18 protein-coding genes and 1 tRNA gene are annotated in these 17,994 nt (G+C 65.1%); 14 read left to right on the forward strand and 5 right to left on the reverse strand.

Annotated features, from left to right (window positions below):
• The first annotated feature begins 9 nt into the window (after positions 1 to 9).
• The 7 genes from N911_RS0114600 (at position 10) to fliW (ending at position 6,818) form a co-directional block, all read left to right on the forward strand.
• Positions 10 to 1,134, forward strand: a complete 1,125-nt coding sequence (locus tag N911_RS0114600) for a flagellar basal body P-ring protein FlgI (protein WP_029898422.1) — start codon at positions 10 to 12, stop codon at positions 1,132 to 1,134.
• A complete protein-coding gene (locus N911_RS18660) occupies positions 1,135 to 1,854 on the forward strand; it encodes a rod-binding protein (protein ID WP_051694458.1) in 720 nt (239 codons plus the stop codon). It abuts the gene before it with no gap.
• Positions 1,851 to 2,324 (forward strand): flagellar export chaperone FlgN, encoded by a 474-nt coding sequence (gene flgN, locus N911_RS0114610; RefSeq protein ID WP_029898426.1) that lies wholly within the window; start codon positions 1,851 to 1,853, stop codon positions 2,322 to 2,324. Before N911_RS18660 ends, flgN begins: the two co-directional genes overlap by 4 nt.
• Entirely contained in the window at positions 2,325 to 4,436 is a 2,112-nt protein-coding gene (gene flgK, locus N911_RS0114615) for a flagellar hook-associated protein FlgK (RefSeq protein WP_029898427.1), read from the forward strand.
• 16 nt (positions 4,437 to 4,452) lie between these two features.
• Positions 4,453 to 6,021: a flagellar hook-associated protein FlgL gene (gene flgL, locus N911_RS0114620; RefSeq protein WP_341860311.1), complete on the forward strand. Its 1,569-nt coding sequence runs from the start codon at positions 4,453 to 4,455 to the stop codon at positions 6,019 to 6,021.
• A gap of 99 nt (positions 6,022 to 6,120) precedes the next feature.
• Positions 6,121 to 6,357, forward strand: coding sequence for a carbon storage regulator CsrA (gene csrA, locus N911_RS0114625; RefSeq protein WP_029898431.1), 237 nt, complete (start codon positions 6,121 to 6,123; stop codon positions 6,355 to 6,357).
• Positions 6,336 to 6,818: a flagellar assembly protein FliW gene (gene fliW / locus N911_RS0114630; protein WP_051694460.1), complete on the forward strand. Its 483-nt coding sequence runs from the start codon at positions 6,336 to 6,338 to the stop codon at positions 6,816 to 6,818. Before csrA ends, fliW begins: the two co-directional genes overlap by 22 nt.
• A gap of 42 nt (positions 6,819 to 6,860) precedes the next feature.
• Here fliW and N911_RS0114635 read toward each other — a convergent pair whose 3' ends face one another.
• From N911_RS0114635 to N911_RS0114650, 4 genes are all read right to left on the reverse strand, one after another.
• Positions 6,861 to 7,808, reverse strand: coding sequence for a GDP-L-fucose synthase family protein (locus N911_RS0114635; RefSeq protein ID WP_029898434.1), 948 nt, complete (start codon positions 7,806 to 7,808; stop codon positions 6,861 to 6,863).
• Between the two features lie 2 nt (positions 7,809 to 7,810).
• Positions 7,811 to 8,896 (reverse strand): GDP-mannose 4,6-dehydratase, encoded by a 1,086-nt coding sequence (gmd, locus tag N911_RS0114640; protein ID WP_029898437.1) that lies wholly within the window; start codon positions 8,894 to 8,896, stop codon positions 7,811 to 7,813.
• 169 nt (positions 8,897 to 9,065) lie between these two features.
• Positions 9,066 to 9,371, reverse strand: coding sequence for a flagellar biosynthesis anti-sigma factor FlgM (flgM, locus tag N911_RS0114645; RefSeq protein ID WP_029898439.1), 306 nt, complete (start codon positions 9,369 to 9,371; stop codon positions 9,066 to 9,068).
• Between the two features lie 107 nt (positions 9,372 to 9,478).
• The gene (locus N911_RS0114650; RefSeq protein WP_029898441.1) at positions 9,479 to 9,895 is read right to left on the reverse strand and encodes a DVU0524 family FlgM-associated protein; all 417 of its coding nucleotides are present in this window, start codon (positions 9,893 to 9,895) and stop codon (positions 9,479 to 9,481) included.
• Between the two features lie 144 nt (positions 9,896 to 10,039).
• Between N911_RS0114650 and N911_RS0114655 the strand changes: the two genes are divergently transcribed.
• The 7 genes from N911_RS0114655 to N911_RS0114685 all read left to right on the forward strand — a co-directional run bounded on the left by N911_RS0114655 (position 10,040) and on the right by N911_RS0114685 (position 17,228).
• Positions 10,040 to 10,891 carry an NAD(+)/NADH kinase gene (locus N911_RS0114655; RefSeq protein WP_029898443.1) on the forward strand — a complete coding sequence of 284 codons (852 nt, stop codon included), beginning with the start codon at positions 10,040 to 10,042 and terminating at the stop codon, positions 10,889 to 10,891.
• Entirely contained in the window at positions 10,892 to 12,640 is a 1,749-nt protein-coding gene (locus tag N911_RS0114660; protein WP_029898446.1) for an ARMT1-like domain-containing protein, read from the forward strand.
• Between the two features lie 2 nt (positions 12,641 to 12,642).
• Positions 12,643 to 13,866, forward strand: a complete 1,224-nt coding sequence (locus tag N911_RS0114665) for an MltA domain-containing protein (protein ID WP_035105773.1) — start codon at positions 12,643 to 12,645, stop codon at positions 13,864 to 13,866.
• Entirely contained in the window at positions 13,863 to 14,492 is a 630-nt protein-coding gene (locus N911_RS0114670; RefSeq protein ID WP_029898450.1) for a DUF4254 domain-containing protein, read from the forward strand. Before N911_RS0114665 ends, N911_RS0114670 begins: the two co-directional genes overlap by 4 nt.
• Positions 14,493 to 14,546: 54 nt before the next feature.
• On the forward strand, positions 14,547 to 15,977 hold the full coding sequence (gatB, locus tag N911_RS0114675) for an Asp-tRNA(Asn)/Glu-tRNA(Gln) amidotransferase subunit GatB (RefSeq protein WP_029898451.1): 1,431 nt from the start codon (positions 14,547 to 14,549) through the stop codon (positions 15,975 to 15,977).
• Positions 15,978 to 15,979: 2 nt separating this feature from the next.
• Positions 15,980 to 17,041, forward strand: a complete 1,062-nt coding sequence (gene mtnA / locus N911_RS0114680) for an S-methyl-5-thioribose-1-phosphate isomerase (protein WP_029898453.1) — start codon at positions 15,980 to 15,982, stop codon at positions 17,039 to 17,041.
• Between the two features lie 98 nt (positions 17,042 to 17,139).
• Positions 17,140 to 17,228: transfer RNA gene (locus N911_RS0114685), tRNA-Ser, on the forward strand.
• A gap of 74 nt (positions 17,229 to 17,302) precedes the next feature.
• On the opposite strand, the gene N911_RS18540 is transcribed toward N911_RS0114685, so the two are convergent.
• Positions 17,303 to 17,956: a hypothetical protein gene (locus tag N911_RS18540; RefSeq protein ID WP_161781642.1), complete on the reverse strand. Its 654-nt coding sequence runs from the start codon at positions 17,954 to 17,956 to the stop codon at positions 17,303 to 17,305.
• Positions 17,957 to 17,994 lie beyond the last annotated feature (38 nt).

Here is a 17,994-nt window from a genome sequence, read left to right on the forward strand (position 1 = left end):
GGTGCGAACATGACAAAGGCCTTTCCCCGCAACATCGCCGCCGCGTTGGCGGCCGGACTGCTCCTGGCCGCGCTGGCCGCCTGCTTCGCTTCCGAAGCCGGGGCCGTGCGGCTCAAGGACATCGCCTCCTTCAAGGGCGTCCGTTCCAACCAGCTTGTCGGCTACGGCCTGGTGGTCGGGCTGGGCGGCACCGGCGACCGCCGGGGCTCCGACTTCACCATCCAGTCCATGGTCAATATGCTGGACAAGATGGGCGTGCGCGTGGACCAGGACCAGCTGCGCTCCCGCAACGTAGCCGCGGTCATGGTCACGGCGGACATGCCCGTCTCCGTGCGGCCGGGCAGCAAGCTCGACGTCACCGTCTCCTCCCTGGGCGACGCCGAAAGCCTCTTCGGCGGCACCCTGCTCATGACCCCGCTCAAGGGCGTGGACGGCCAAGTATACGCCGTGGCCCAGGGCGCGCTGACGCTGGGCGGTTTTTTGGCCCAGGGCGAGGCGGCCCAGGCGCAGAAGAACTCCACCACCGTGGCCCGCATCCCCAACGGGGCCACCGTGGAGCGGGGCGTGCCTTTTGAATTCAACGACATGGACACCATGACGGTGAACCTCAACATGGCCGATTTTTCCACCACCATGCAGGTGGTGCGCTCCATCAACCGCAGCCTGGGCGGCGAGTTCGCCTCCGCGAGGGACATCTCCACCATCGACGTGGATGTTCCAGACCGCTTCAAGGGCAAGCTGGTGCCGCTCATGGCCTCCCTGGAGAACCTGCGGGTGCGTCCCGACGGCAAGGCCAAGGTGGTGGTGGACGAAAAAACCGGCACGGTTGTGCTGGGCCAGAACGTCCGCCTGGGCACCGTGGCAGTGGCCCACGGCAATCTGGAAGTGGTCATCGCCGAGAGCGCCGAGGTCTCCCAGCCGCGCGCCTTCGCCGAGGGCGAGACAGTGGCCGTGCCGGAGACCGAACTGGGCGTGGAGGAGGAGAACAACCGCCTTATCCTCATGGAGGGGGCCACCCTGCGCGAGCTGGTGGACGGCCTCAACGCCATCGGGGCCACCCCGCGCGACCTCATCTCCATCCTGCGCACCCTCAAGCAGGCCGGCGCGCTCATGGCGGAACTGGAGGTTATCTAGATGCCCAGCTTCATCGGTGCGGGCCTGTCCCCCAACCTTCCCGGCGGCGAGGGCACGGACACGGAATTCGCCGTGCGCCAGGCGCGCATGACCCAGCTCAAGGACAAACTGGAGCAGGGCAAGGCGAGCAAGGCGGAGTTGCAGGAGGCCTGCAAGGACTTCGAGGCCATCTTCATCAACAAGCTGTGGAACCAGATGCGTTCCACCATCCCCAAGGAGGGGTACCTCCACTCCAAGTACGAGGACAAGTACCTCTCCATGTTCGACAACGAACTGTCCAAGAAGTTCGCCAACTCGGGCGGCATCGGCCTGGCCGACATGCTCTACGAGCAGCTGGCCACCCGGCTCAAGCAGGAGGCCTCCCCGCAGGAGGCTGACGTGCGCTCCCTGGCCGGACCGGACCGGCTGGGCGGGCTGCCCTCCCTGGACGACGTGCCGGGCGTTCCCGGCGGCGGGGGGGAAAACCACGTCAACCCGGCGGACCTCAGCCGCGAGGAGGTGCGGCGGCGGGTGGATGAACTGGCCGGACGGATAGCCGCCGAGGCCGGTTCGGCGGACGGCTCTGGCAAGAGCCTTGCAGATTCTCCTGAAAACACCCCGCCCGGCGGCAGAAACGACCGCCCCGGGGCCCGGCCGGAAAACTGGGCCTCGGACGGACTGGCCAGGGCATCCCAGGCCACGGACGGTGCGGGGAACGCGGATGAGGAGAAGACCACATGATCGAGACGGTTCAGTCCAATCTGCATCGCCAGCGTGGCGCCCTCGGCACCCTGCGGCAGCTTCTCGAGGAAGAATTTTCCTATCTCAAGGCGGGCGAGCCCGGCCGGGTGACAGGCGTGGAGATGTCCATCCAGGAGCTCATGCGCCAGATCGCGGCCGAGCGCGTGGAACTGAAAATGACCCTGCAGAAGCAGGGCATGGAGCGCCTGCTCGGCTGGATCGACACCCTTCCGGCCGAATCGGCACAGCCCCTGCGCGACCTGACGCGGGACATCGACCTCGCGGAACAGGAGTGCGCCCGCCAGGCCGACCGCAACAACAAGCTGGCCCTGGCCCTGTACGACCAGTCCAAGGAACTCATCGAGTTCCTGCACGACCAGGTCAAGCCCAAGCGGCAGGACGTCTACGCGCGCAACGGCCGCTACGCCGGGGGCAAGTCCGGCCCCTCCCTGCTCCGCGGGAGGTACTAGATGCCCGGCATCAACTCCCTTCTGGATCTCGGCCGAGGTGGGCTGTTCGCCTCGCAAACGGCCATCGAGACGACGGGCAACAACATTGCCAACGTCAACACGGAAGGGTACCGCCGCCGCACGGTCCGCCTCGAAGAGGCCATATCCATTGATTACAAGCCGGGGCAGATAGGCACCGGCGTCAACGCGGCCGAAGTGGTCCGCCACTTCGACTCCTTCATCGAAAGCTCCTACAACGACAAGGCCAGCAAGCGGGAGCGGTGGCAGAACCTGCACGAGCAGTTGCGCGGCATCGACTCGCTTTTCAACGAGTCCGACGGCAACGGCCTCAACCAGGCCATGTCCGACTTCTTCACCTCCTGGGACAACCTCGCCGCCAACCCGGATTCCTACCCCTCCCGCGAGTCCCTGCTCTCGGAGACGCAGAACCTGTTGAGCATCATGGGATCGGCCGACCAGCAGATGGACCTGTTGCAGGAGCAGGCCGGTAAATACATCCAGCAGGACGTCACCGAAGCCAACGAGATCATCGCCAACATCGCTCAGATCAATAAGCAGATCAACGAGCGCGAGGTGCCCGGGCAAAACAATCCCAACGAGCTGTACGACCGCCGGGACAAGCTGGTGCGCCAACTGGCCGAGAAGATGGACATCAAGACCATCGACAACGGCGGCGGCGACTACACCGTGCTGACCCACGCCGGACATGCCCTGGTGGACGGGCAGGAAACCTACTCCCTGAAGTACGAGGCCTCCAAGAGCTTCGAGATGCTCTCCCCCGGCTCCGACTTCGACGGCGAGATCAATTTTTCCGGCTCGGACGAGTTCGAGTACACCTTCGAGGTGGTCAAGTCCGGCGACGTCTCCAGCGGTTCCTCGGCCGCCCAGATGCGCGTCTCCCTGGACGGCGGCCAAACCTTCCTCAAGGACGAAAGCGGCGACGACCTGCTCATCTCCGCGCGCCCCGAGAGCGACCGCGTGACCGTTCGCGGGCTGGACATCTGGTTCGGCCAGCAGGGCGACCCCCAGTCCGCTCCCACGACCACCATGCAGGCGGGGGACAAGTTCCAGGTGGTGCCCAAGGAAGGGCTGTACTGGTACCGCGACACCTCCTCTGCCGAGAACATCACCCCGCAGCTGCGCTTCAACGGCACCGAGAACGAGCGCCGCCTCACCGGCGGGTCGCTGACCGGCTACTTCAATTTCCGCGACGACTACATCGGCCGCTACCGCGACAAGCTGGACACCCTGGCCGAGACCCTGGTCTGGGAGACCAATCGTCTGCACTCCCAGGGCGCGGGCCTGGAGCACTTCGAGGCGGCCACCGGCACGTATTCGGTGAACTCAAACACCACCGCGCTGGGGTCCGACTCCTCGGGGCTGGACTACCGTTCCCGGCTGTCCTCCGGCTCGGCCATGATGCACGTCTACGACAAGACCACCGGCAACATCGCTTCCAGCGCTTCCCTGAACTTCAGCGGCAACGGCGCGTTCGATCCCTCCACGCACAGTCTGGAAGATGTGCGCGACGCCATCAACAACACCTTCAGCGGCTCGCTCTCCGCCTCCATCGTCAACCACGAGTTGAAGATCGAGGCCGAGGACGGCTACGAGTTCGAGTTCGGCCAGGACACCACCGGACTGTACGCCGCTCTTGGACTGAACAGCTTCTTCCAGGGCTCCTCCGCCCGCGACATGTCCATGAACCCCAACGCCGTGGAAAACATGGCCCACATCAACTCGGGCCACGTCAACGGCGCGGGCGAGGCCAACCCGGGCGACAACACCACGGCCCAGGGCATCGCCGGACTGTCAACCTCCAAAGTCACCATCTCCACCCTACACGCGGGCACGGTCAACGAGAGCATGGGCAGCTTTTACAACTCCCTGGTGGCCGAGGTGGGCGCGGATACGGACAACGCCGAGTTCAACTTCACCTACCAAAAGGCTCTGTCAGACGACCTTGACCAGCGACAGCAGGAGGTTTCCGGCGTCAACCTGGACCAGGAAATGAGCGAGTTGATCAAGTTTCAGCATTCCTACACCGCGGCGGCCAAGCTCATCACCACCGCCGACCAGATGCTGCAGACCCTGTTGGGCCTGAAGCAATAGTGGAGGGCCTTTCGCCATGATGCGCGTTACCCAGCAACAGCTCTTCACCAACTTCATAAACAACATGAATCGGTCCCTGACCGATCTCATGGAGTCCAACATGCAGGCCTCCAGCCAGAAGCGGATCAACCGCCCTTCGGACGACCCCGTGGGCACCGCGCGCGTGCTGGATCTGCGTTCCTCGCTGCAGGGCATCAAGAACTTCCAGAAGAACATCGACACGGCCAAGGGCTGGCTGGGGCTGGCCGACGAAACCCTGATCCAGACTTCGACCATCATCACCCGGGCCAAGGAATTGGCCGAGCAGGCCTCCACCGGCACCCTGACCAAGGAGAACCGCGAGGAGATTTCCTACGAGGTGCGGCAGATCTTCGAGCAGGTGGTGGGGCTGGCCAACACCTCCTACGACGACCGCTCCATTTTCGCCGGTCACAAGGTGGACCAGCCGGCCTACAGGGAGCGGCTGTGGCTCATGGCCAACGACTTCACCCTGGACAACACCGCCTTCAAGGTCACAGGCCAGGCGGACCGCACCATGCTGGTGCAGTTCACCGACACCGCCAATCCCGGCGGCGGCACCAATCTCCAGCTCGACGACCCCAACCTTGAAGTGCGCTATTCCACCGACGGAGGCGATACCTTCAAGACGGCTTCGGTATCCAGCTCCGGCGGGCAGGCCACCCTGGACCTGGGTACGGCCCAGGTGACTCTGGACCAGACCACCGAGGTCACAACCACCGACCAGGCGAACACCAACGACACCGACGGCACCTGGTTCTACGTGCGGCCCACGGCGGAATACATGGGCGACGACGGCGACGGCGTGGACATCAACGCCTTCGGCCCGGACGGCAACGCCCAGGCCAGCGCGGCCGGGGTCTTTTCCTCTTCGGTGGCCGTTCGCATCGACTCCGCGACCACCCTGTCCAACGTTTCCTACTCCTACAGCGTGGACGGCGGAAGCAGCTGGAAGAGCGGCAATACCTTCAACGGAACGGCCGCCTCCAACGCCACCCTGGACATCCCGGGCGGAGTGCTCCATCTGGGGTCCAACGGCGGCATCCCCTCGGCCGGGGCGCAGTTCGTCATCAATCCGCGCACCGCGGACATCGACCTGCAGATTTTCCAGAACCAGAAAGTGACCATCAACAACGTGGGCACTGACATTTTCGGCGGGGTCTACGCCGACCCCTCAACCATCAGCAACGCCAACCCGAACGGCAGCCCGGCCGTCGCATTCGCCGACGACGTGGGGCGCAACCTTTTCGAGGCCATGGGCAAGTTGGTGGCCTACACCGAGACCAATAACCAGGACGGCATCCAGCAAGTGCTGGAGGATTTGAAGAAGGCCCACAACCAGGTCATGAACCAGACCGCCTCGGTGGCCGGGCGCGAGAACCGTCTGAGCATCTCCGAGAGCATCCTCGACGGGCTGAAGGTGGACGAGGAGGAGCGCATAAGCGAGGTGGAGGACGCGGACGTGGGGGAACTCATGACCAGGCTGGCCCAGCAGCAAATCGCCTACGAGTCGGTGCTGAAGAGCTCCAGCATGATCATGAAGATGACCCTGGTGAATTTCGTGTAGTCCCCCGGGTGGAATTCGTTTCCGGCTTGACGCCTCGGGCTCGCCGGTCCATTATCCGCCCTTCCGGCCACAGCGGCCACAAGGACACAACGAGCGCGCATGCTGATTTTGACTAGGCGTCCGGGGGAATCCATCCATCTGGGCGACGACACAAAGATTACCGTCCTCAGCGTCAAGGGCAAGCAGATCAAGATCGGTCTGGAAGTGCCCGAGGACGTGCCGGTCTACCGGGAAGAGCTCTACGTCAAGGTCAAGGAGCAGAACCGGGAGGCCCTTGAGGCGCTGGACAACGACCTCTTGGCGGCGGCGGAGCTATGGCCGGGAAAAACGAAATAGTCGTGCGGACTCGCCTGGGCGAGCGGACGGTGGAGCGCGAGCGCGTCATCACCTTCCCCAAGGGCCTCATCGGATTCGAGCGCAAGCGCGATTTCGCGCTCCTGAAGATTCGCGATGACTCGCCCTTCATGCTGCTGCAATGTTTGGGCGACTCCAAGCTGGGGCTGGTGGTCACCGACCCCTACGCCTTCTTGGAAAACTACGAGATCCACATCGGCGACGCGGAGCAGCGCATCCTGCGCATCGACTCCCTGCGCCAACTGGCCGTTCTGGTGACGGTCTCCATTCCCCAGGGCAAGCCCGAGGAGACCACCCTCAACCTCACCGGCCCGGTCCTCATCAACTCCGCCTCGCGCATCGGCCTGCAGGTCCCGCAGACCGACCCCCGCTTCCCCAGCCACTACCGGCTGCCCAAGGAAGACCTGGAAAACGCGCCGGGCGGCGACCCGGACAACATCTAGGGCGGATACTCCCGCGCTTCCCCCGCCGCGGCTCGCGGCTCCTCAGCCCCGGATGTTTCCGGCGCCCAACTCGTTCAGATACCACTCGTAGGTGGAGCGAAGGCCTTCCTCGAGGCTGACGGACGGCCGCCAGCCCAGGCCGAAGAGGCTGGAGCAATCCAGCAGCTTGCGCGGGGTTCCGTCCGGCTTGGTGTCGTCGAAGACGATCTCGCCCGCGAATCCCGTCACGTCCTTGAGCAGTTCCGCCAGTTGGCGGATGCTGACTTCCTCGCCCGTGCCCACGTTGACGTGCTCGTCGCTCTCCCAGTTGTCCATGAGGAAGAGGGAGGCGTCGGCCAGGTCGTCCACGTGCAAAAACTCCCGCAGGGGCGAGCCCGTGCCCCAGACCACGACCTTGTCCGCCCCGGTTTCCTTGGCCTCGTGAAAGCGGCGCATGAGCCCGGGGATGACGTGGGAGCCCTCGGGATCGAAGTTGTCACCCGGCCCGTAGAGGTTGGTGGGCATGAGGGAGACCACGGGCAAACCGTACTGCACCTGCATGGCCTGGCCAAGCTTGAGTCCGGATATCTTGGCCAGGGCGTACCACTGGTTGGTGGGCTCCAGGGGGCCTGTGAGCAGGGCGTCCTCGGGAATGGGCTGGGGCGCGTGCTTGGGGTAGATGCACGACGACCCCAGGAAGAGCACCTTCTCGCAGCCCTCGCGCAGGGCGGCGTCGAGGATGTTGGTCTGGATGAGCAGGTTGTCGCGCAGGAATTCCACGGGGTAGGTGTCGTTGGCTTTGATGCCGCCGACTTTGGCAGCGGCAAGAAAGACGTAGCGCGGCCTGGTTTCCCGGTAAAATTCCCGTACCGCGGCCTGCTCCGTGAGGTCCAGCTTCGCGTGGGTGCGCAGGATGAGGTTTTCCGCGCCGCGGTCGCGCAGGGCGCGCACCATGGCGGAACCCACCAAGCCCTGGTGTCCGGCCACGTGGATGGGGGCGGAAAGGTCCATGCTCATCCCAGGTCGTTGTAAGGCTTGTAACCGCTGCGCAGGCACAGGTCCTCGCGCTCGGCCTCGCGCAGGTCGGCCCGCATCATCTCCGCCACCAGCTCGCCGAAGCGCACCTTGGGGCTCCAGCCCAGCTTCTCCTTGGCCTTGGTCGGGTCGCCCAGCAGGGTTTCCACCTCGGTGGGGCGGAAGTAGCGGGGATCGACTTCAACCATGAGCTTGCCGCTGCGGCGATCGTAGCCCTTCTCCTCCACGCCTTCGCCGCGCCACTCGATGTCGTAGCCCACCTCGGCCGCGGCCAGTTCCACGAATTCCCGCACCGAATGCTGCTCGCCGGTGGCGATGACGTAGTCCTCGGGCTCCTCCTGCTGCAGCATCAGCCACATCATCTGCACGTAGTCGCGGGCGTGGCCCCAGTCGCGCTTGGCGTCGAGGTTGCCCAGGTAGAGCCGCTCCTGCAGCCCCAGCTTGATGCGGGCCAGGGCGCGGGTGATCTTGCGGGTGACGAAGGTCTCGCCCCGGATGGGGGACTCGTGGTTGAAGAGGATGCCGTTGCAGCCGAAGATGTTGTACGCCTCGCGGTAGTTGGTGGTGATCCAGTAGGCGTACAGCTTGGCCGCGGCGTAGGGCGAGCGGGGATGGAACGGGGTGTTCTCGTTTTGCGGCGACTCCACAACTTTGCCGTACAACTCGGAGGTGGAGGCCTGGTAGAACCGGGTCTTGTCCGTGAGGCCGAGGATGCGGATGGTCTCCAGCAGGCGCAACGCGCCCATGGCCACGGTGTCGGCCGTGTACTCCGGCGTCTCGAAGGAGACCTTGACGTGGCTCTGGGCGGCCAGGTTGTAAATCTCGTCCGGCCGCACCTGCTGCACCACCCGGATGAGGTTGGTGGAGTCGGTCAGGTCCCCGTAATGGAGGATGAGCCGCCGCTCGGGGTCGTGCGGATCCCTGACCATGTGGTCGATGCGGTCGGTGTTGAAGAGGGAGGCGCGGCGCTTGATGCCGTGCACCTCGTACCCCTTCTCCAGCAGCAGCTGGGCCAGATAGGCGCCGTCCTGGCCGGTGACGCCGGTGATGAGTGCTTTCTTCATGTCTGACTCATGGTTGATGGTGGTCGCTCGGGCCGAAAAAAATGACATGAAAGCCAGAACCGGGCAAGCCGAGGGGGCCATGAAAAAGCCTCGCCCCCGTGGTCGCGGGGGCGAGGCTTCAGGCAAGGGGGAAGGCGGGAGGAACGGATACCCCCCGTTAGTGACGGAACTAGAAGAGGAGGTCCAGGTCTTCCTTGACCAGGTTTTCAGCTATCTTCTGGTTGTCTGGCTGGTAGGTGCCCTCGCTGATCTGCTTCTTGAGCATGGCCACTTTCTCGGCCCGTACATCTTCGGCGGACTGGGCCTCGCGCATGGCCTGGCTGCGCAGGGTGGCCTCCTCGGAAAGATTGATGCGGTCGCCCTTGCCGGAGGAATCGGCCTTGCGGGTTTTCTCCGCTCCTTCGGGCTTGTCCGGCTTGTCGACCTTCTTGGTCTCGTACGGGGTGTTCCCGATGAGAAGATTCTTGATGTGCATTGGTTCCGTCTCCCCGGAGCGGGTTCCTTCCGCTCCTTGCCAGTCTTATCGACCCGGCCGCTTCCACTCTTTATAGTACATTCGGACGCGGCTGTCAGGGGGGTGCCTCAGAGCATGGTCTCGTCCACCTTTTCGATGGTCAGTCCCCACAACTCCGAGAGCACGTCCTGCATCTCGCCGGGCCCGAGGCGGACGGGGCCATCCTCGGTTTCCTTGAATATTTGCAACTCCTGTTCCATAAACGGGTACTCGAACACGAGGCGATGCTCGAAGCGCCGCTCAAGTTCCTGGCGGATTTCGTCCACCACCGGATTTTCCGCGCCGGCCACCAGCAGGTTGTCGATGATTTCCCTGGCCACTTTCTCCACCAGGGCGCGGCGTTTGGCTTCGCGGGAAATGCTGATCTGGTCGTCCACAGGCGCACCCCGCATCTGCCGCTGGAAACGGGCCAGGCGACGGGCGTTCACGAGCTGCTTGCCGTAGGTGCGCAGCATGTGTTTGACCTGATACGGGTTGACCAGCATGTGTACGAACCCCTTTCGCAGGCTTTATCGGATCGGGCGGGTTGAATCTTTAGGCTGGGGCGAAAAAAAATCATGTTCGCAAAGGCCCGCCGCGCGGCGGGTTCGGCTTGAACCCGGGCAGGCAATCTACTACATCTTCAAGCCATGCCACAAACCGTGCGACGCGTCATGATGGTGGTCCGCGAAGGCCGCGAGGAGGCCCGGAGCCTGGCCGCCGAGGTAGGATATTGGCTTTCCGGCCGAGGGGTGGAGTCCTCCATCATGATCCACCGCCGGCGGGAGGCGCACGACCCGGAGATGAATGGGGAGCGGCCGGACCTGGTTCTGGTGCTTGGCGGCGATGGCACCTTCATTTCCGCCGCGCGCTCCATGCTCGGACTGGACCTGCCCATGCTGGGCGTGAACATGGGACGGGTGGGATTCCTCACCGAGGTCTGCCCCAGCCGCTGGCAAGACGAGCTCGACTGCCTGCTGTCGGGGGGGTACTTCGTGGAGGAGCGGCTGGCGCTGGGCTACTCGGTGACGCGCGGCGGCGAGACAGTCCACAGGGGCAGGGCGGTCAACGACCTGGTTCTCGGCCGGGGGCGGATGGCGCGGCTCATCCATGTCGGGGTTCGCTTCGGCGGGGAGAAGATCGCCTCGGTGCGAGCCGACGGCCTCATCGTTTCCACCCCCACCGGGTCCACGGCCTACGCGGTTTCAGCGGGCGGCCCGCTCATCCATCCAGAGGTGCAGTCCTTCTGCCTCACTCCGGTCTGCCCCTTCCGAAATTACTTCAAGTCCATGCTCCTGCCGCCGGACCGCGAGGTGGGGCTGTGCAGCGAGGAGCCCTCCTGCGACGTTTTTCTGACGGAGGACGGCCAGGACGCCCTGCCGGTTCGTCCCGGCGACGAGGTGCGCATCCGCCGGTCCAGCCATCCCCTGCGACTGGTGCGGCTGCACCGCAACACCTATTTCTCCACCCTGGTGGACAAAGGCTTTCTGAGGGAGTTCTAGGTGCGCGACTTCACCAATGTCACCAGCCCGGAGCGGCTGCATTTCGGCCATTCCCCCGGCCTGGACGCATGGCTTCTGCACTTCACCACGGAAAACGGGCTGGAGTACGGCGTTGATCCGCAGAAGAACGCTTCCCCGGAGCAGCTTCGCTTCATGGTGGTGCTGGGCGAGGAGGAATTCTACTCCCCGTGCTCGGACCGCATGTTGGGGCTTTTGCTCAACAACTGGCTCGATCCGGAGCTGACCTCGGAGTACGTTTCCAAGTGGAAGACGCTGGTGCTCCTTCTGCGCGAGAACGTGCCGGACCGGGAAACCCGCCGCCGCATCCTGGGCTTGTGCCGCCACAAGTACCGCATGGTGAAGGCCTCGCCCATCATCATCCCCTCGCGGCTCATGAAGCGGTTCGTGACCATGTTCCTGACCCTCAGCGGCCAAGTCGATCCCTACCGCGAACGGCGGCAGGAGGCCAACGAGCGAGCCTTCCGCGCCCTGAAGACCGAGCGCATGGAGCGGGTCCTGGGCGAGTGCCCGGAGACCCTGCCGGCCTGCGAGTCCATTTCCTCCATGCGCTTCGAGCTGGACATGCTGGAGCTTGCCCGGCTCATGTCCCTGTCCACCCGCCAGGCCATTTGGCGGGACGGCGAGGCCCCCTCCCCGGACGAGGTGCGGCGGGAAGTGACCCAGGAGCGTTCCTGTTTCAAGGAGCTGCGCGACCTCTTCGGCTCGGACCAGAACCGGGAGCTGCGCATCCTCTTCCTGCCGGACACATCCGGCGGGCTCATCCTGGACTTGCTGGTGATACGCGCCCTGGTGCGCCAGGGGCACAAGGTCATCATGGCGGTCAAGGAGGGCTTTCACTTCCTCTCGCCCGCCTTCTGGGACTGGGATCAGGACCCGGTGCTTGCCGGACAGCTTCGCCAAGCCCGCTTTCTTCCCGAGCCCAGGATGAGCAAGAACGAACTGCTGGCGGAACTGCGCGCGCACAGCTTCCTGGTCATCTCCGACGGCACACGCGAGGAATTGAACCTCTATCGCACCTCTGTGACCTTCGCCCGGGCCTGGAAGGAATGCGACCTGGTCATGGCCAAGGGCGACTCCCATCGCCGACGCCTGCTGGACACCCACACCAGCTTCACACGCGACATCCTCTGCTATCGTCGCGATGACGACGGCGTCTTCCGTCTGGACTACCGGCCCAAGCCGGAGCACGTGCACAAGTTCTCCGAGTCCTCCCTGGCGGCCATGGCCCGCTCCATCATCTCGGAAATGCGCGGGGCCAAGGAGCGGGGCAAGACGGTCATGTTCTACTCCGCGGTCATCGGCTCCATCCCCGGCCAGACCAAGATCGCTCTGGAAGTGCTGGACACCTTCGTGGACTATCTGCGCCGCCGCCTGGACAACGTCTACATCATCAATCCGGGCGAGCATTTCGTGGAAGGCATGGACGCCGACGACCTGATGTATATGTGGGAGATGGTGCAGCGTTCCGGGCTCATCGACGTCTGGCGGTTCCAGACCGTGGAGGACATCGAGAAGAGCTTCGAGCTCATGGGCCGCAAGGTGCCCCCCTTCTGGACCGGCAAGGACGCCACGTACTCCACGGGCTGCACCAAGGAAATGCAGATCGCCCTGGACATGCAGAAACGCCATCCCGAAATGCAGATCATCGGGCCCAGCCCGGACAAGTTCTTCCGGCGCCGCGAGTACGGCGTGGGCAAGTTCTGCGATTCGGCCATCGACTGCGAGTGATCATGACGCGACGATTCGTTCTTCCCCTGCTTCTTTGCCTGGCCCTGCTGGCCGGGTGCGCGCCCACTCCCAAGCCGCCCGAGGTGGAGCCGCCCGAGCGCGAGGGCTTCATCCGCATGTCCCAGCGCAAGGCCGCCAGCTTCGTGAAGCGCATGGACCCGGCCGATCAAAACATGGACTCCTGGGCCGAACTGCGCCAGCCGTTGCGTGCCTCTCTGAAGTACGTGCGCTCCAAACCGTCGGACGAGACGGCCGTGGACCGCGAGGGGCTGCGCCTGACCTGGAAGCAGATGGAGGCCACCCTGGCCCACCTGCTGACAGTGCTGCCGGTGCTCGAGCACGACCCGCAGGTGCTCTCGCGCGGATTCGTCTGGTACGAGCTTGCCCCGGAGCCGCTCATGACCGGCTACTATTCGCCGGAGGTGGAGGCCGCGCTCAAGCCGTCCGGCGAATACGAATACCCCATCTACGGCAAGCCGGACGACCTGCGCACCCTGAAGCTGGGCGATTTCCATCCCCGCTGGGAGGGACAGCGGCTGGCCTACCGCATGGAGGACGGCCGCCCGGTGCCGTACTACGACCGCGAGGCCATCGACCTGGGGGGCGCGCTCAAGGGCCGGGACCTGGAGTTGGCCTGGGCCAAGCATCCCTGGGACATCTATCACCTGCAGGTGCAGGGCTCCGGCTTCCTGCGCCTGCCGGACGGCTCCCGCAAGCCCATCCTCTACGCGGGCAAGAACGGCCGCCAGTTCGACTCCTCCACGCACAAGCTGCTGGAGCGGGGCCTCATCGACCGGGGCCAGGTGCACCGCGACGGCATCCGCGACGCGCTGGACGCCATGGGGGAGGAGGCCATGCGCGAAATCCTGGCCGAGAACCCCTCCTACGTCTTTTTCCACCTGGCCGAGAAAATGCCCACGGGCAGCTTCGGCGCGCCGGTCACCCCCATGGTCTCCCTGGCCACCGACCCGGAGCTGCTGCCCCTGGGCTCGGTGCTGCCCTTCACCGTGGACCTGCCAACCGGCCCGGACATGCCGCGCCGGCGCGTCTTTTCCCTGGGGCTGGCGCAGGACACCGGCGGAGTCATCAAGGGCCGCCGCCTGGACTACTACATCGGCTCGGGCGAGCTGGCCGGATACCGCGCCTTCCGCATCAAGAACCCGGCCCGGACCTACCTGCTGGTCAGCAGGACGGCCGAGCCGCCAACCATTACCGAGGAACGATGACTTCCAAGGAAATAGCCGACCTGCTGACCCAAGCGGCCGACGCCCAGCTTGAAAATACCGCCGTGTGGCACCACATGGAACCCTCCGACGGCGAATGGGAGACTGGCGGGGGCCCGGGGCCGGAATTCCTGGGGCTGGCCATGCGCCAGCACTGGACCAACTTCCAACTGTGGCACGTGGAGGACGAGGCCCGCCGCACCGATGTGGACGACACGGTCATCGCCGACTGCAAGCGGCGCATCGACCGCCTCAACCAACAGCGCAACGACCTCATCGAGGCCATGGACGAGCGGCTGGTGATCCTCATGAACGACATCCTGCCCCCGGACGCGGCCCACCGGCACAACACCGAGACGCTGGGCAGCGTCATGGACCGCCTGTCCATCATCTCCCTGAAAATTTTTCACATGCGGGAGCAGACCGAGCGGACAGGCGTGAGCGAGGAACACCTGCGCTCCTGTCGGGAAAAGCTGGCCGTGCTGCAGGAGCAGCGCGGCGACCTGCTGGCCGCGGGCCGCGACCTAGTGGGGGAGTACGAGGCGGGGCGCAAGCGGCCCAAGGTCTACTTCCAGTTCAAGATGTACAACGACCCGACCCTCAACCCCGCCCTGTACGGCAAAGGTTGAGAAAGGGGCGTCCGGCGGGTATGACTGCCGGCACCGATATTTCAAGGAGTCCGTATGCCCGATTTTGAAGCGGTCATAGGGCTTGAGGTCCACGCGCAACTGCTGACGCGGACCAAGCTCTTCTGCGCCTGCTCCACACGTTTCGGCGAGGAGCCCAACAGCAACGTCTGCCCCGTCTGCTCCGGCATGCCCGGCGTGCTGCCCGTCATGAACGCCGGGGCAGTGGAATACGCCTGCAAGATGGGACTGGCCACGGATTGCACCATCAATCCCGTGTCCACCTTCGAGCGCAAGCAGTACTTCTACCCGGACCTGCCCAAGGCCTACCAGATCTCCCAGTACGCCGAGCCGCTGTGCGAGCACGGCCGGGTGGAGATCGAGGTGGAGGGGGAGCGCAAGACCATCGGCCTGACGCGCATCCACATGGAGGAGGACGCGGGCAAGCTCATCCACTCCCCGGGCGAGGGGGCCTCCTACGTGGACCTCAACCGCTGCGGCACCCCGCTCATCGAGATCGTCTCCGAGCCGGACATCCGCTCCTCGGAGGAGGCGGTGGCCTACCTCAAGGCCCTGCGCTCCATCTTGGTCTACCTGGGCATCTGCGACGGCAACATGGAGGAGGGGTCCTTCCGCTGCGACGCCAACGTCTCCATCCGCCCGCGCGGGCAGAAGGAGTTCGGCACCCGCACCGAGCTGAAGAACATCAACTCCTTCCGCAACGTTGGCAGGGCCATCGAGGCGGAGATAGCCCGCCACCAGGACTGCCTGGAGGACGGCGAGGAGATCGTGCAGGAAACCCGCCTCTACGACGCGGACAAGGACATCACCGTGTCCATGCGCGGCAAGGAGGAGGCGCACGACTACCGCTACTTCCCCGACCCGGACCTGCTGCCGGTGACGGTGGAGGAGTCGTGGCTGGAGCGCTGGCGGGGCGAACTGCCGGAGCTGCCCATGGCCAAGCGCGACCGCTTCAAGGAGCGGTACGGCCTCTCCGAGGAGGACGCCTCCCTGCTCACGGCGGAGCGCGACGTGGCCGAGTACTACGAGGCGGCCGTGGGCGTGTACGACGCGCCCAAGAAGATCGCCAACTGGGTCATGGGCGAGCTGCTGCGCGAGCTCAAGGACTGCGAGACGAGCCTGGCCGGGTGCAAGATGGAGCCAGCCCATCTGGCCGAGCTGGTCCGCATGGTGGAGAGCGACGAGATTTCCGGCAAGATCGGCAAGAAAATCTTGCCGGAGCTGTTCAGGACCGGCAAGACCCCGACCCAGGTGGTGGAGGAGCAGGGCCTGTCCCAGATCTCCGACACCAGCGAACTGGAGTCGGTGGTGGACGAGGTGCTGGCCGCCCACCCGGGCGAGGTGGAGCGCTACCAGGGCGGCGAGAAGAAGCTGACCGGCTTCTTCGTGGGCCAGATCATGAAGCGCACCAAGGGCCAGGCCAACCCCAAGCTGGTCAACCAGCTCATCGCCAAAAAATTGGGATAATCATGCTCAACGACCACATCCGCTTCGACGACGACAAGGACACCCTCTACCTGCTGGACCAGCGCTACCTGCCCTGCCGGGAGGAGTGGTTCCCGGTGACAGACCTGCGCACCACCATCGAGGCCCTGCAGGAAATGGTCATCCGGGGCGCCCCGGCCATCGGGGTCACGGCCGCCTTCGGCTGCTATCTCTGCGCCCGCGAGGTGCAGCGGGAGCACGGCGAGAACGAGGGCTGGGAGGACAAGCTGCGCGCCAAGCTGGCCGAGCTCAAGGAGGCCCGCCCCACGGCGGTCAACCTGCGCTGGGGCGTGGAGGAGATGGAGAAGTTCTGGGCCGGGCGGCCCGGCATCGGCCTGCCCTCCCTGTGCACCGCCTGGCTGGACCGCGCCAAGAACATGCAGGTGGAGGACGAGGAGATAAACCGCCGCATGGGCGCCAACGGCGCGGCCTTGCTGGAGGACGGCGACAAGGTCATGACCCACTGCAACGCCGGGGCCCTGGCCACGGCCGGGTGGGGCACGGCCATCGGCGTCGTCTATTCCGCGGTGGAGCAGGGCAAGAAGATTTCCGTGGTGGCCAACGAGACCCGTCCCTTCCTCCAGGGCGCGCGGCTTTCCGCCTACGAGCTGGGCAAGTGCGGCGTGGACGTCACCGTGGCCTGCGACAACGCCTGCGCCCTGCTCATGAAGAAGGGGCTGGTGGACAAGGTGGTGGTCGGCGCGGACCGCATCGCGGCCAACGGCGACGTGGCCAACAAGATCGGCACCTACGGGGTGGCGCTGCTGGCCAAGGAGTTCGGCATCCCCTTCTACGTGGCCGCCCCGGCCTCCACCCTGGACGCCCGCACCCCCACCGGCGACGACATCCCCATCGAGGAACGCACCCCCCGCGAGGTGACGCACCCCACGAACGAGTCCTGCATCGTTCCGGACAACTGCAAGGTGTACAACTTCGCCTTCGACGTCACGCCCAACGAACTGGTGACGGCCATCATCACCGATCGGGGCGTACTCAAGCCGCCCTACACCGAGTCAATCGCCAGGGCGCTCAAGCGCACCACCTAGCGCGGCCTAAAGAGGCGGCGGGACGGCTTCCGGCTTGATGCCGAAGCCATCCTGCCGTATCCCAGGGCATCGCCAGGGGCGCGCCCGCCCCTGAAAACGGAGGGATGGCCGAGCTGGTCGAAGGCGGCTGTCTTGAAAACAGCTGGCCCGCAAGGGCCCGGGGGTTCGAATCCCTCTCCCTCCGCCAGATTTTGAAATGACAAAGCCCCCGGCTCATTGAGCCGGGGGCTTTGTCGTCCAAGAGAGATGTTGTCGCTGTCTTCACGCCGCCTCGAACGGCTCGACCACCCCGCCGAAGCCAGTGCGCGCCCGGGCGCGGTAGAGGGCGTCGTCTTCGGGGTGGTTGGGGCGGGTGTGTTTGTCGTAGTCCACTTCCAGCAAAATGCAGCCGGGGTTGTAGATGATCTGGTCCTGGGCTGTGGCGATGGCGGAGAGTTCGGTGTCGCCGAAGTGGCGCTGGTAGCCGGGGAAGAAGAGGCAGTTGCGGTAGAGGCCTTGCACCCAGAAGCGCCGCGCCAGGCCGAAAACCGCCAGGGTGCCGTGGAAGCGGCCGTCGCTGAAGGGCAGCAGGGACTTGCCGCTCTTCTCCAGCATGTCCACCCCGCATTTCAGCCAGCCGTCGCCGGGAAAGACGTCCTGGGCCAGGTAGCCGAAATACTTGGACGACGACTTGGCGAAGATCAGGTTGGCCACCTTGGTGAAGCCGATGCGTTCGGTGTCGTCCACCAGCACCAGCAACCCCGGATGCAGCGCCCGCCTTTGCAGCACCGGCGCCAGCCGGTCCACCTGTTCCCGGTCGATGTGCGGCAGCACCAGCACGGTTGATTCATGCTCGAAGCGGGTTTCCCCGCCGATGTCCGTGACGTCGAGATAGACGGTTTCCAGCATGGCGTCCCCGGTTTTGGGTTTCTCCACGCCGATTGGGATACATGCCCTCGCGCGGGCTGGCAACG

The sequence above is a fragment of the Desulfohalovibrio reitneri genome (genome assembly GCF_000711295.1).
GTDB lineage: Bacteria > Desulfobacterota > Desulfovibrionia > Desulfovibrionales > Desulfovibrionaceae > Desulfohalovibrio > Desulfohalovibrio reitneri.

Excerpts from the sequence above, each read along its gene's own strand:
- N911_RS0114600 (WP_029898422.1), top strand. The coding sequence starts at position 10 with ATGACAAAGGCCTTTCCCCGCAACATCGCCGCCGCGTTGGCGGCCGGA.
- N911_RS18660 (WP_051694458.1), top strand. The coding sequence starts at position 1,135 with ATGCCCAGCTTCATCGGTGCGGGCCTGTCCCCCAACCTTCCCGGCGGC.
- flgN (WP_029898426.1), top strand. The coding sequence starts at position 1,851 with ATGATCGAGACGGTTCAGTCCAATCTGCATCGCCAGCGTGGCGCCCTC.
- flgK (WP_029898427.1), top strand. The coding sequence starts at position 2,325 with ATGCCCGGCATCAACTCCCTTCTGGATCTCGGCCGAGGTGGGCTGTTC.
- flgL (WP_341860311.1), top strand. The coding sequence starts at position 4,453 with ATGATGCGCGTTACCCAGCAACAGCTCTTCACCAACTTCATAAACAAC.
- csrA (WP_029898431.1), top strand. The coding sequence starts at position 6,121 with ATGCTGATTTTGACTAGGCGTCCGGGGGAATCCATCCATCTGGGCGAC.
- fliW (WP_051694460.1), top strand. The coding sequence starts at position 6,336 with ATGGCCGGGAAAAACGAAATAGTCGTGCGGACTCGCCTGGGCGAGCGG.
- N911_RS0114635 (WP_029898434.1), bottom strand. The coding sequence starts at position 7,808 with ATGGACCTTTCCGCCCCCATCCACGTGGCCGGACACCAGGGCTTGGTG.
- gmd (WP_029898437.1), bottom strand. The coding sequence starts at position 8,896 with ATGAAGAAAGCACTCATCACCGGCGTCACCGGCCAGGACGGCGCCTAT.
- flgM (WP_029898439.1), bottom strand. The coding sequence starts at position 9,371 with ATGCACATCAAGAATCTTCTCATCGGGAACACCCCGTACGAGACCAAG.
- N911_RS0114650 (WP_029898441.1), bottom strand. The coding sequence starts at position 9,895 with ATGCTGGTCAACCCGTATCAGGTCAAACACATGCTGCGCACCTACGGC.
- N911_RS0114655 (WP_029898443.1), top strand. The coding sequence starts at position 10,040 with ATGCCACAAACCGTGCGACGCGTCATGATGGTGGTCCGCGAAGGCCGC.
- N911_RS0114665 (WP_035105773.1), top strand. The coding sequence starts at position 12,643 with ATGACGCGACGATTCGTTCTTCCCCTGCTTCTTTGCCTGGCCCTGCTG.
- N911_RS0114670 (WP_029898450.1), top strand. The coding sequence starts at position 13,863 with ATGACTTCCAAGGAAATAGCCGACCTGCTGACCCAAGCGGCCGACGCC.
- gatB (WP_029898451.1), top strand. The coding sequence starts at position 14,547 with ATGCCCGATTTTGAAGCGGTCATAGGGCTTGAGGTCCACGCGCAACTG.
- mtnA (WP_029898453.1), top strand. The coding sequence starts at position 15,980 with ATGCTCAACGACCACATCCGCTTCGACGACGACAAGGACACCCTCTAC.